Annotated in this window: 11 protein-coding genes; 6 read left to right on the top strand and 5 right to left on the bottom strand. The window is 69.1% G+C overall.

Annotation, left to right across the window (positions count from 1 at the left end; all coding sequences use genetic code 11):
- Nucleotides 1-4: 4 nt before the first annotated feature.
- The 5 genes from ABC337_RS11850 to ABC337_RS11830 form a co-directional block, all read right to left on the bottom strand.
- Nucleotides 5-412 (bottom strand): ankyrin repeat domain-containing protein, encoded by a 408-nt coding sequence (locus ABC337_RS11850; protein ID WP_412883777.1) that lies wholly within the window; start codon nucleotides 410-412, stop codon nucleotides 5-7.
- Nucleotides 409-1491: a CAF17-like 4Fe-4S cluster assembly/insertion protein YgfZ gene (ygfZ, locus tag ABC337_RS11845; RefSeq protein WP_412883778.1), complete on the bottom strand. Its 1083-nt coding sequence runs from the start codon at nucleotides 1489-1491 to the stop codon at nucleotides 409-411. Before ygfZ ends, ABC337_RS11850 begins: the two co-directional genes overlap by 4 nt.
- Nucleotides 1492-1513: 22 nt before the next feature.
- Nucleotides 1514-2248: a flavodoxin family protein gene (locus ABC337_RS11840; protein ID WP_412883779.1), complete on the bottom strand. Its 735-nt coding sequence runs from the start codon at nucleotides 2246-2248 to the stop codon at nucleotides 1514-1516.
- Nucleotides 2249-2339: 91 nt separating this feature from the next.
- Entirely contained in the window at nucleotides 2340-2960 is a 621-nt protein-coding gene (locus tag ABC337_RS11835; RefSeq protein WP_412883780.1) for a nitrobindin family protein, read from the bottom strand.
- 179 nt (nucleotides 2961-3139) lie between these two features.
- Nucleotides 3140-3874 (bottom strand): permease, encoded by a 735-nt coding sequence (locus ABC337_RS11830; protein ID WP_412883781.1) that lies wholly within the window; start codon nucleotides 3872-3874, stop codon nucleotides 3140-3142.
- 344 nt (nucleotides 3875-4218) lie between these two features.
- Here ABC337_RS11830 and ABC337_RS11825 point away from each other — a divergent pair, with 344 nt between their 5' ends.
- The 6 genes from ABC337_RS11825 to ABC337_RS11800 all read left to right on the top strand — a co-directional run bounded on the left by ABC337_RS11825 (nucleotide 4219) and on the right by ABC337_RS11800 (nucleotide 11671).
- Nucleotides 4219-4917, top strand: a complete 699-nt coding sequence (locus ABC337_RS11825) for a winged helix-turn-helix transcriptional regulator (protein WP_290255962.1) — start codon at nucleotides 4219-4221, stop codon at nucleotides 4915-4917.
- Between the two features lie 302 nt (nucleotides 4918-5219).
- A complete protein-coding gene (gene mshD, locus ABC337_RS11820) occupies nucleotides 5220-6233 on the top strand; it encodes a mycothiol synthase (RefSeq protein WP_412883782.1) in 1014 nt (337 codons plus the stop codon).
- 97 nt (nucleotides 6234-6330) lie between these two features.
- Entirely contained in the window at nucleotides 6331-8595 is a 2265-nt protein-coding gene (locus ABC337_RS11815; RefSeq protein ID WP_412883783.1) for an RNA degradosome polyphosphate kinase, read from the top strand.
- A gap of 11 nt (nucleotides 8596-8606) precedes the next feature.
- Nucleotides 8607-9572 carry an NUDIX hydrolase gene (locus ABC337_RS11810; RefSeq protein WP_412883784.1) on the top strand — a complete coding sequence of 322 codons (966 nt, stop codon included), beginning with the start codon at nucleotides 8607-8609 and terminating at the stop codon, nucleotides 9570-9572.
- Nucleotides 9573-9650: 78 nt separating this feature from the next.
- Nucleotides 9651-11285 (top strand): hypothetical protein, encoded by a 1635-nt coding sequence (locus tag ABC337_RS11805; protein ID WP_412883785.1) that lies wholly within the window; start codon nucleotides 9651-9653, stop codon nucleotides 11283-11285.
- Nucleotides 11282-11671, top strand: a complete 390-nt coding sequence (locus ABC337_RS11800; protein ID WP_412883786.1) for a GntR family transcriptional regulator — start codon at nucleotides 11282-11284, stop codon at nucleotides 11669-11671. Before ABC337_RS11805 ends, ABC337_RS11800 begins: the two co-directional genes overlap by 4 nt.
- The last annotated feature ends 19 nt before the right edge of the window (nucleotides 11672-11690 follow it).

Genomic DNA, 11690 nt, shown 5'->3' with positions numbered 1-11690 from the left:
CAGGTCAGCGCAACAGGGCGAGGATCTCGCTGCGCGCGAACATGGTGGCCGCGTCCCGGGCGGTGGGGCTGCCGGCGTCGGGGTCCGCGCCGGCATCGACCAGCGCCTCGACCACGTCGCGGTAGCCCTTGAAGACGGCGCCGGCCAGCGGCGTCTGGCCGCGGTCGTTGGCGGTGTTGGCATCGCCGCCGTGGCTCAGGATCAGCCGCACCGTCTCCGCGTGGCCATGGTAGGCGGCCAGCATCAGGAGGGAATCGCCGGCGGCGGTGCTCAGCGTCGCGGGGGCGCCGGCGGAGAGGTACGCCGCCAGAAGTGGCGTGTCACCCTCCCTGGCGGCGTCGAAAAGCCTGTGCGCGAGGTCGACGGCGTCCGCATCGGGGGCCTGCGTGGCTGAATGCTGTTCGCCGGTCATCGGGGGCTCCTCAGGAATCCGGTCTGCCGGCCGACAACCTGGCCGGCGTCGGGCGCGACCACGAGTTCCTGGGCCGCGGGGTACGTCTCGGTGCCGTCGGCGACGGTCAGGACCTGCGCCGGATCGGCGGAGCGCTTGATCACCGCGAGGGCCACCGGGCCCATTTCGTAATGCTGGCCCACCGAGGTCACGGTGCCGACCTTCTTGTCCCCGGCGAACACGTCACTGCCGACGGCGGGCAAGGTGTGCTGGGAACCGTCGAGCTGGAGAAATACCAGGCGGCGGGGCGGGTGGCCCAGGTTGTGGACTCGGGCGACGGTTTCCTGGCCCTTGTAGCAGCCCTTGGCCAGGTGGACGGCCGTGCGCAGAAGGTCCAGCTCGTGCGGGATGGTCTTCTCGTCGGTCTCAGCACCCCAGCGCGGACGCCAGGCGGCGATGCGCAGCGCCTCGGCGGCGAGGGTACCGGCGATGGGGCGCTCCCCTACCGTGGCTTCCAGGTCCGCTGCGGGGACCAGGTACTCGAACCACGGCCGCTCCAGCCCGGGGTGCTCCTGCTCGGCCACGACGGCGTAGGAGTACCCTCCGGCGCCGACGTGCGGCCAGGGATCCTCCCAGACGGTCAGGCGGTCCCATTCGGGGACAGCCCGGGTGCTGCCCAGCACGGCCCAGTCCGCGCTGACATCGGCGATTTCCACCCGGAGCATGAACTTCATCCGGTTCAACCACTCGGCCAGCGGGGCGGCCTCCGCGGCCTCGACGATCAGCCAGGTGGTGGCACCGTCGTCGACGACGCGGGCGTCGAACTCAATCCGGCCCTGCACGCTGAGCAGCAGCAGCTCGGTGGACTGGCCCGGGGGCAGGGCCGTGACCTGCTGCGAGGACAGGGTGTTGAGCCAGCTCAGGCGGTCGGGCCCGGTGACCGTGACCACCCCGCGGTGCGAGAGGTCGACGACGGCGGTGCCGGCCGCCAGGGCGCGCTGCTCACGCAGGGGCTCGCCGTAGTGGGCGGCCACGCCGGCGTCGGGTCCGGCGGCCTCCACGGCTCCGGGGCGCGACAGCAAAGGGCTCTTGGTGCTCATATGAAGTAGAAGTCCTCTGTCCTCAGCGGTATTCCGGATTTTCGAAGTCAAAACGGGTGCCCGATTTCCAGGCCTCGGGCAGGTTGCCGTAGGCCGGGATGCCGCCGGCGTCCTTGAGCATCCGGGCCAGGTGCAAAAGGTTCCAGGTCATGAACGTGGCGTTGCGGTTGGTGAAGTCGTTCTCCGGGCCGCCGGAGTCCTCGTCGAGGTAGCTGGGACCGGGTCCCACGGCGCCGATCCAGCCGGCGTCGGCCTGGGGCGGGATGGTGAAACCGATGTGCTGCAGGCTGTACAGCACGTTCATGGCGCAGTGCTTGATGCCGTCCTCGTTGCCGGTAATGAGGCAGCCGCCGACCTTGGGGTAGAACGCCCACTGGCCCCGGGAGTTTAGTTCGCCGGAGTGGGCGTAGAGACGTTCGATGAGTTTCTTGGTCTGCGAGGAGTTGTCGCCCAGCCAGATGGGGCCGGCGACGACGACGATGTCCGCGTCCCGCACCGCCGGGTACAGCTCCGGCCACGCGTCGGTGGACCAGCCGTGCTCGCGCATGTCCGGGTACACGCCGCTGGCGATGTCGTGGTCAACGGTCCGGATGACCCGGGTGGCGACGCCCTGCTTCTCCATGATCCGGCGGCTGATCCGGATCAGCCCGTCCGTGTTGGAAGTCTCCGGCGACTTCTTCAGGGTGCCGTTGAAGAAGACGGCGGAGAGGTCGTCATAGCGGCGTTTGCCGGCTTCGCTGGTCTGCGGATCACTCATGGCACTGCTCCCTTTATTGGCACTGCTCCCCGCGTTCGATGCGGACTTGTGGAAAGCCGGCGGCGGGGAGCGGTCCCGGGCAGCTGCGCTGTCAGCCGACCTTACTGAGGATGGCGGAGGCGTGGGCTTCCAGGCCGCTGCCGCCGTCGGTAGCCTGGCTCTTTCCGGCTGCAACGTCCCACCGCCAGAGGAGGTTCCCGTCCACCAGCCCGAAGATGCGGGTGGCCGCGGTGTAGTCCTTGGAGTGGCTGCCACGCATCACCAGGTCCGTGCTGAGCTGGATCTGTGGTCCCTTGATCTGGCCGTAGTACAGCTCGGAGATGCAACCCGGGTGGGCGATGGAGACGGAGATGTCGAACCCGCCGTCGGCGTTGCGGAGCTCCTCGACCTCTTCGGCGCTCTTGAACACGGGGACGATGTCGGCCGGGATCAGGCCGGGACCGCCGTCCTCCTCGCGCTGTTTCCGGTCGAGGGCCCAGAAGCCGGTCTCCACCGTCAGCGGGCGCAGCTTGGTGCCCTCGTCATCCGTCAGCCACGATTCGGCCCGGTACTGCAGGTAGGGCAGGCCGTTGTGGGTGAAGGAGACGTGCTGCAGGAAGTGCTCGGAATCCTCGTCGCCGGCGCCGAGCCGGCCGCGGCCCTCCCACTCACCAATGAGCCAGGACAGCGGAACGATTTCGGGCGTCAGATCGGTTGGGATCTCAATGGGCACGGCGATGACCTCTAAAGCGACGGTTTCCGGGCGGTTGCGGGGTGGTGGTTACTTCTGGCCCTTGAAGAGGCGGTAGACCACGAATCCGGCGAACCAGGCCATGGACAGACCGGCCACGGCAAGCAGGACAAGGAAGAAGATTTCAAATGCAAGTACGGACATGATGACATCCTAACGCGTTAGTGGATGAGGAGTTTATCGATGAAGTAGGCCAGGGATCCGACGGCTGAGACGGGTCCCAGCCCCATTCCAAGGACCGCGGCGAGGTTTAGGGTTTCGCCGCGGATGATCACGAGGCGGCGGAAGCTGACCAGCACGGCGCCGACCACTATTCCAACCAAGGCCGCGGGCACCACGGCGATGTTCGAGATCGCCAAACCCGCCAGCGGTCCGGCCAGCCCGGCCCCCACAATGCCCAGCGGCGCCACCACGCGGTCCGGCCAGCGGATCAGGCCGGCCGCCAGCGCGATCGCCGCGCTGATGGCGGCGATGAGCAGCATCTCCTTGACTCCGTTGAACCGCGAGCAGGCGATCCAGCCTGCGCCGAGGCAGGAGAGCAGGACGCCGGCGCAGGAGCCCAGGGTGGATTCGAGCCGCTGCGCCTGGCCGGTCCCGCGGATCAGCTGCATGACGAACACCGCCATCACGCCGGCGGCGATGAAGGCCGGGGTCCAGGCGAGGAATGCCGGGCCTGGCAGGTAGGTTGCGGCCACCGCGGATCCGATCCCCGGCAGCCCGATCAGCGCGGCAAGGGTCTTTTTGGCCGGGATGCCCAGGAAGTGCGGCCATCCGAAGCCCACGAGGGCTGCGGTCAGCACGGCGACGGCCAGCAGGACCTCCGGGGTGGAGTAGGCTCCGGCGACGATTGCGGCGAGCCCGGCCAGGCCGATAACACCGACGCTCCAGGACTTCATGCGCTTCTTCCCAATGCGGTTCTCCCCCGTGCGGCTCTGTTGACTGCCGTGTTGGCTGCTCTGTGGACTGCGGTTCTTCCCGCGGCGGTTCTCCGGTCAATCCTGCCCTATATGAACGTTGTGTGTCGCAGCAGCGGGCGCGGCAAGCCGCGAAACCGTGCCCGTTGGAGGGCGTTTGGGTATACTCAGAGCCTCAGCTACGCTCCCCCGGCCGGCCCCACCCAGGGCTGCACCAGACTTCAAGCAGGGCTCCGCACACCGGAGTCCGGACCGGGAGTCCAGTACCGGCCGGTGAAAGCCCGGCACAAACGCCCAACGATGCGCGGACACCCCTTGGAGGAACCATGTCGCACATCCTGTTATTGACGAACAGCACCGGCTCATCGGTGGACGTCCTGCCTGCGCTTGAGTTGCTCAACCACCGGGTCCACATCCTGCCGGCGGAGCCCACGGCACTGCTCGAGACCGACCCCTGCGACATCGTCCTGCTCGACGCCCGCAAGGACCTGGTGGGCGCCCGCTCCCTGACCCAGCTCCTGAAGGCCACCGGCCTCAGCGCCCCGCTCATGCTGATCCTCACCGAGGGCGGCATGGCCGCCGTTTCCTCCGCCTGGGCCGTTGACGACATCCTGCTCGAGTCCGCCGGACCGGCCGAGGTGGAGGCCAGGATCCGGCTCGGCATCGCCCGCGCCATGCCGGACCAGGACGACACCCCCACCGAGATCCGCGCGGCCGGCGTCGTGATTGACGAGGCCAGCTACACCGCCCGGGTCAACGGCGCCGTGCTGAACCTGACGTTCAAGGAATTCGAACTGCTGAAGTACCTGGCCCAGCACCCCGGACGGGTGTTCACCCGCCAGCAGCTGCTCACCGAGGTCTGGGGCTATGACTACTACGGCGGCACCCGCACCGTGGATGTGCACGTCCGGCGGCTGCGCGCCAAGCTGGGAGCGGACCACGAGAACCTGATCAGCACCGTACGCAACGTCGGCTACCGGCTCACCCTGGCCCGGCAGCCGGACGAGGAACTCTCCGAGGCGTAGCCCCTCGGCGCGGCTGTAAACCTCCGACATAAACCGCAAAATGCAGTAAGCCGAACACAGCAAAGGCCCCGGACCATCAGGTCCGGGGCCTTTGCTGTGCATCTTTCGGCACTTTCGTGGAGGACATACGGGTCGAACGTATCGAGGCCACCCCACTGGTGGATCCCCCTCACATTCCGAAACAGCGATCCAATCGATCGATCCCTGCGCCGGATGAGTTACCGACTATACCCATCCGCCGGCGATGCATCAAATCCGGCGGATACCCCCTTCCCGGGCCCGGGGACGTATAGCCTTGCACCATGAGTCCCGCGCACCCGGAAAACTGGCCCGTACTCACCCTGCAGGGAGCTGTCGATGAGCAGCTGCTGCGTGATGTCAGGACGCTGGTGGCCGCCGCGGAGGAATCCGACGGCAACCCGCCCCTGTCCGAGCAGACGCTTGTCACCCTGCGGGCCGCGGACGCCGGCCCGCATTCGGTGATGACCCTGGCGCTCTACTCCCCCGACTATTCCGGCAAGGCCGCCGACGCCGACGTTCCGCAGGCTTCCGGCGCTCCCGCCGGTCCGCACGGCAACGACCTGGCCGGCGTCGCCGTCGTGATCGGGGAGCCGGACGACGGCGCGGTGCTGGAGGTGGCGGTGCACCCCAGCTACCGCAATCAGGGCGTGGCGGACCGTCTGGTCAGCGAACTGCAGCGCGTGCGTGGCTTCGCCGGCCTGAAGGCGTGGTCGCACGGCAACCATGAGGCCGCGGCGGACCTTGCCGCCCGGTACGGGTACGTGCCGGTCCGGGAACTGTGGAAGATGCGGCTGGCCACGGCAGCCTCGGACCTGCCGGATGTGCCGCTGCCGGAGGGCGTGACGCTGCGCAGCTTCGAGCCGGGACGGGACGAGGAGGCTTGGCTGGCGGTGAATCGTGCCGCGTTCGCCCACCACCCCGAACAGGGCGCCATGACCCGCGCCGACCTGGATGCCCGGATGGCCGAGGACTGGTTCAGCCCCGAGGGATTCCTGCTTGCCGAGGACGCCTCCGGCCGGCTGCTCGGCTTCCACTGGACCAAGATCCACCCCCGGCACGGCGACCACCCCGCGATCGGCGAGGTCTACGTCGTCGGCGTCGCCCCGGAGGCCCAGGGCACCGGACTCGGCAAGGCCCTCACCGTCGCCGGGATCCGGCACCTCCAGCGGCAGGGCCTGCACGCGGTGATGCTGTACGTCGACGGCGACAACATCCCCGCCGTCGCGCTCTACCGCCGGCTCGGCTTCACCCGCTGGGACATGGACGTCATGTACGCCCCGCGGACCGCCGGCTAGGGCGCACCACGGCCGCCGGACCGGGCGTCAAACGGGCTCGCCGGGGTGCGAATCCTTGTAAGGTTGAAGCTACATCGCGCCAGCATTAGGAGAGACCATGCAACGGGAACACGCCGGGACGGCCACGTCTGAGGCCGGAACGCAGAAGAGCTCCTCCCGGCCGGCGCGGGCCCGGTTCGGCTCCTCCGAAGTTCCCGCCTCGCGCGCCACCCAGGACCGGATCGACATCCCGGAGTTCGCCCCGAACCTCGAACCGGAGGGCGACATCAGCCCGGACCGTTTCCTGGACCGTGAGCTGAGCTGGCTGGCCTTCAACGCCCGCGTCCTGGAACTGGCCGAGGATCCGAACCTGCACCTGCTGGAGCGGGTCAGCTTCCTGTCCATCTTCGCCTCCAACCTGGACGAGTTCTTCATGGTCCGGGTGGCCGGCCTCAAGCGCCGCATCGCCACCGGACTCGCCGTGCCGTCCCCGGCGGGGCTGAGCCCCATGCAGGTCCTGGAACAGATCGGCGAGGAGGCGCATCGGCTGCAGCAGCGCCACGCCCGGGTCTGGGCCGAGCAGATCCGCCCGGCCCTGGCCTACGAGCACATCCATCTGATGCACTGGGACGAGCTGGATGACCAGGCCAAGGACCAGCTCAGCGCCATGTTCGCCGAGAAGGTCTTCCCGATCCTGACGCCGCTGGCCGTGGACCCCGCGCACCCGTTCCCCTACATTTCCGGGCTCTCCCTGAACCTCGCCGTCGTGGTCCGCAACCCGGTAAGCGACAAGGAACTCTTTGCCCGCGTCAAGGTCCCCGACCAGCTGCCGCGGCTGATCTCCATCGACGGCCCGCGCGCCGGGTCCGTGCCCGGCCGGGTGGCCCGTTTCATCGCGCTCGAGGAAGTCATCGCCGTCCACCTGGACCAGCTGTTCGCCGGCATGGAGGTGCTGGAGCACCACACCTTCCGCGTGACCCGCAACGAGGACGTCGAGGTTGAAGAGGACGACGCCGAGAACCTGCTGCAGGCGCTGGAGAAGGAACTGCTGCGCCGCCGCTTCGGCCCGCCCGTCCGGCTGGAACTCACCAACGACATCAACCCCAACATCCGGGCGCTGCTGATCCGCGAACTGGGCGTCGAGGAATCCGAGGTGTACTCCGTGCCCGCGCCGCTGGACCTGCGCGGCCTCTCCGTCGTCGCCGGGATCGACCGGGCTGACCTGCACTACCCCAAGCACGTTCCGCACACCTCCCGGTACCTGAACGAATCGGAGACCTCGAAGGCGGCCAACGTCTTCGCCGCGATGCGCCGCCGGGACATCCTGCTGCACCACCCCTACGACTCCTTCTCCACCTCGGTCCAGGCGTTCCTGGAGCAGGCCGCCGCGGACCCCAAGGTCCAGGCCATCAAGCAGACCCTGTACCGCACCTCCGGTGACTCGCCGATCGTCGACGCCCTGATCGACGCTGCCGAGGCCGGTAAGCAGGTCCTGGCCCTGGTGGAGATCAAGGCCCGCTTCGATGAGCAAGCCAATATCTCCTGGGCCCGGAAGCTCGAGCAGGCAGGCGTGCACGTGGTTTACGGCATCGTAGGCCTGAAGACGCACTGCAAGCTCTCCCTGGTGGTCCGCCAGGAAGTCGACGGGCTGCGCCGCTACTGCCACATCGGCACGGGCAACTACCACCCCCGTACCGCCCGCTACTACGAGGACCTGGGCCTGCTGACCGCCAACGAGCAGGTGGGCGAGGACCTGTCCCGGCTGTTCAACCAGCTCTCCGGCTACGCTCCCAAGTCCACGTTCAAGCGGCTGCTCGTGGCGCCGCGGTCCGTCCGGTCCGGCCTGATCGACCGGATCGAAACCGAGATCCGCAACGCCCGGGCCGGCATCGCCTCCCGGGTGCAGATCAAGGTCAACTCCATGGTCGACGAGGCCATCATCGATTCCCTGTACCGGGCTTCGCAGGCCGGCGTGAAGGTGGACGTGATCGTCCGCGGCATCTGCTCGCTGCGGCCGGGTGTGCCGGGCCTGAGCGAGAACATCACGGTCCGCTCCATCCTGGGCCGGTTCCTGGAACACTCGCGCGTCTTCGCCTTCGCCAACGCCGGGGACCCCGTGGTCTACATCGGTTCCGCGGACATGATGCACCGCAACCTGGACCGCCGGGTCGAGGCCCTGGTCCAGCTCTCCAGCAGCGACGACGTCACCTACGTGCTGGACATGCTGCGCCGGTACATGGACCCCGCGACGGCCAGCTGGCACCTGGACCGCAGCGGTGAGTGGTCCCGCCACCACCTCGCCGAGGACGGCACCGAACTGCAGGACGTCCAGTCCTGGCTGCTCGCGTCCCGTTCCCGGCAGCGCCCGGCGAGCCTGCGCTAGGGCCGCCGCTAGTGAACAGCGACGCGCTGGCAGCGGACCAGACCGAGCATGCCGGCGAACCGATCGCCGTCGTCGCCGCCGGAGCCCTGCCCTGGCGGGTGAAGAAGGACAAGCTGGAGGTCCTGCTGATCCACCGGCCCCGCTACGACGACTGGTCCTGGCCCAAGGGAAAGCTGGATCCGGGCGAGACGGTTCCCGAGTGCGCGGCGCGGGAGGTCTCCGAGGAGATCGGCCTGCGGGCGCCGCTGGGCATCCCCCTGCCGTCGATCCACTACCGGGTCAACGCCGGGCTGAAGGTGGTGCACTACTGGGCGGTCGACGTCGACGGCGCTCCCCTGCACCCGGACGGCAAGGAAGTGGACAGCGTGCTGTGGTGCGCGCCGGAGAAGGCAGCCCGCCTGCTCACCAATCCCTCCGACCGCGCGCCGCTGGACGCGCTCGTGGCCGCCCACGAGCGGCACGAGCTGGAGACCTGGCCCCTTGTGGTGATCCGGCACGCCAAGGCCAAGCCCCGCTCCTCCTGGTCCAAGGCCGAGGGTGACCGGCCGCTGGCGGCCACCGGAACCCGCCAGGCCCAGGCCGTGGGGAGGCTGCTGCAGGCATGGAGCCCCTCCCGCGTGGTCACCAGCCCGTGGCTGCGCTGCGTCGCGACGGTCGCGCCCTATGCCAAGGCCGTGGACGCCAAGGTCAAGTTGCACGAGTCACTCACCGAACACCTGCACAGCCGCAGCCCCCACAAGACAGCCAACGTGGTGGAGGGCCTCTTCGACAAGGAACGGCCGGTGGCGCTGTGCACGCACAGGCCGGCGCTCCCCACCGTGTTCGCGCAGCTGGGCAAGCACATGAACTCCAGGCTCCGCGCCCTGCTGCCGGAGTCGGATCCGTATCTTGCGCCGGGCGAACTCGTGGTCTGCCACGTCTCGCGGGCCAAGGGCAAGGTTATCGCCGTGGAGCAGTTCCGCCCGTTCGACGACTAGATCCTTGACCCCCGTGTCCCGCCGGGCTAGTTTGTATCAACTGCTTGATACAAAATAGGCGGATCATTGGGGGATCTTATGCCGGGCCTTCTGTACGTGCCATCGATGCTGGTGGTGGGGCTCTCGCTGGGCGCCATGGTGGTGTACGTCGTGCTCCGCTGGGTGAGCCGCGACCCCGCCACCGGAACATCGGCCGCGTCGCTGTCCAATCATGCGCTGTGGGTGGGGATCATCGGCTGGTTTGCCAGCTCGCTTCAGGGCGCGATGAACCTCGGCATCATCCCGGCCAATCCCTCGGGGGCGCCCTATGCCAGGACCACAGACGCCGTCGCTCTCGCCCTGGCCTGGCCGGTCCTGGGCTGCCTCGCGGTGCACGCCGTGGGACAGCTCAGCTACCCCGGGCCCCAGCAGGCCCGACGTCGGACGGTGCTCTCCGTACGGCGGATCCGGGATTTCCTGCCGCGCCGCCTGGCGCTGGTGACGGGCGGGATTTTCGCAGCGGCCGGTGCGTTGATCGCCGTCGTTGCGACGCTGCCGGGCTTCGACGCCGTCCCGGCCGTTACCGTGAACGACGGATCCGTCCCCCTGATCCTGGGAGGCCGCGACGGGCGCATCCCCGGACTGGAACTGGCCGCCTGGCTCGGCGGGGCGCTGGTGGTCCTGGCCGGCGGCACTGTGCTGGTGCTCCTTCTCATCGCCGGCCGCCGTCAGCTGGAGGCCCTCGACGCCGCGGACAATGCGACCCTGCGCAGCATCGCCATGAACCGCCTGCTGAGGACCGTCGCCACCATCGCCGCGGGCCTGGGCGTCATCGCAGGCAACTTCGCGACGCACCCGGGTCCGGCCGCCGTTTCCACGGGGTGGGTCAATCTGGCCGGACTGGCCGGCATGGCGGTGTTGCTGGTGATGTTCTGCTGGCGGCCGCCCACGCTGGCGGCGTCGCTGCTCGGACCCGATAACCGTCCGGTTGAGGGGCTGCGATCCGGCCAGCATCCGGCGGCACGGCTGCTGTTCTCGCTTGGGCCGCTCCACGCCGCTGCTGCCGGGTTGCCGGTGGTGGTGGGGGCATTCGTCCTCTCCGGTCCGGCTGCCGAAACCTTCGAGCTGGGCTGGGCCGTCTTCGCCACCGTCGCCGCGGTTGCCTCATCAGCCGTCCTGGCCGCCGGGGAGCTGGTGCTCCAGCACAACTACGGCGACGCCGGAGTCCCCCGCAGCCAGCCACGCAGGACCGTCGGCCCGGCGATGCTGACCACGGCCATCCTGGCGCTCGTCGCATTCCTGCTGGCCTTGGCCATCACGGCCGTCGGTCAGAGTTCACTCGGTGCCGCGGCGGACTGGCTGCCCATCGCGGGGCTGGCGGCTGTCGGCGCGGCCGCCTCCCTGCCGGTCGCACTGCTCTCCCGGTTCCGGCGAAGCGTCCTCAACGGGCCGGACACAGCGCTCCGGACCGTCACCGTGCACCGGGCCGTGCGGACCATGTCGTCGCTCCTGGCCGCGTTGACCGCCGCCTTGCTCATGACCCAAACCCCGGCATGGGCTGCGGTCTTCGCGCCGGCCGGGACCGGAGTGCCTTTCGGGTACTCCGTCGGTGAGTGGTGGCCCGCTTCCGCGGCGGGCGCCGTCTTCGTTGCTGCCGCCATCGTCATCGCCATCGTGCCCGTCCGTCTTCCGCACGGAGGTTTCGTACGGTCCAGCCCGCAGCCTGCCGCATGACCGCAGGACTTTCCATCGATCTCCGCTCGGCAGTTCCCCCGTTCGAACAAATCCGGGCGCAGATTGCGGCGTTGATCTCCGCCGGTGCCCTTGAGCCGGGGGCGCACCTCCCGACCGTGCGGCGGCTGGCGGCAGACCTGGGCATCGCCGCGGGTACGGTCGCCCGGGCGTACCGGGAGTTGGAGCACGCCGGTTTGGTCGAGACGGGCCGCCGGAAGGGGACGACGGTGGCAACCTCACTGCCGCCGGGGGCCAGCCCGGGAGGCACCGGCGTCGAGGTGGCGCAGGCTGCCGACCGCCTCATCACCGCTGCCCGCTCTGCCCATCTGGACGATGCGACGGTCCTCGAACTGCTCAGGGTGCGGCTGTCCCGCACCTACGACTAGGGTCGGCTGCCGAACACCG

It is taken from the genome of Arthrobacter phoenicis, from assembly GCF_047238215.1.
In the GTDB taxonomy this organism is placed as follows: domain Bacteria; phylum Actinomycetota; class Actinomycetes; order Actinomycetales; family Micrococcaceae; genus Arthrobacter.
The sequence above is the reverse complement of the archived record's forward strand: the minus strand, read 5'-3'. Positions and strand labels throughout refer to the sequence as shown.

Bases quoted from the DNA above. Each gene is read 5' to 3' on its own strand.
- ABC337_RS11850 (WP_412883777.1), bottom strand. From the start codon at position 412: ATGACCGGCGAACAGCATTCAGCCACGCAGGCCCCCGATGCGGACGCC.
- ygfZ (WP_412883778.1), bottom strand. From the start codon at position 1,491: ATGAGCACCAAGAGCCCTTTGCTGTCGCGCCCCGGAGCCGTGGAGGCC.
- ABC337_RS11840 (WP_412883779.1), bottom strand. From the start codon at position 2,248: ATGAGTGATCCGCAGACCAGCGAAGCCGGCAAACGCCGCTATGACGAC.
- ABC337_RS11830 (WP_412883781.1), bottom strand. From the start codon at position 3,874: ATGAAGTCCTGGAGCGTCGGTGTTATCGGCCTGGCCGGGCTCGCCGCA.
- ABC337_RS11825 (WP_290255962.1), top strand. From the start codon at position 4,219: ATGTCGCACATCCTGTTATTGACGAACAGCACCGGCTCATCGGTGGAC.
- mshD (WP_412883782.1), top strand. From the start codon at position 5,220: ATGAGTCCCGCGCACCCGGAAAACTGGCCCGTACTCACCCTGCAGGGA.
- ABC337_RS11815 (WP_412883783.1), top strand. From the start codon at position 6,331: ATGCAACGGGAACACGCCGGGACGGCCACGTCTGAGGCCGGAACGCAG.
- ABC337_RS11805 (WP_412883785.1), top strand. From the start codon at position 9,651: ATGCCGGGCCTTCTGTACGTGCCATCGATGCTGGTGGTGGGGCTCTCG.
- ABC337_RS11800 (WP_412883786.1), top strand. From the start codon at position 11,282: ATGACCGCAGGACTTTCCATCGATCTCCGCTCGGCAGTTCCCCCGTTC.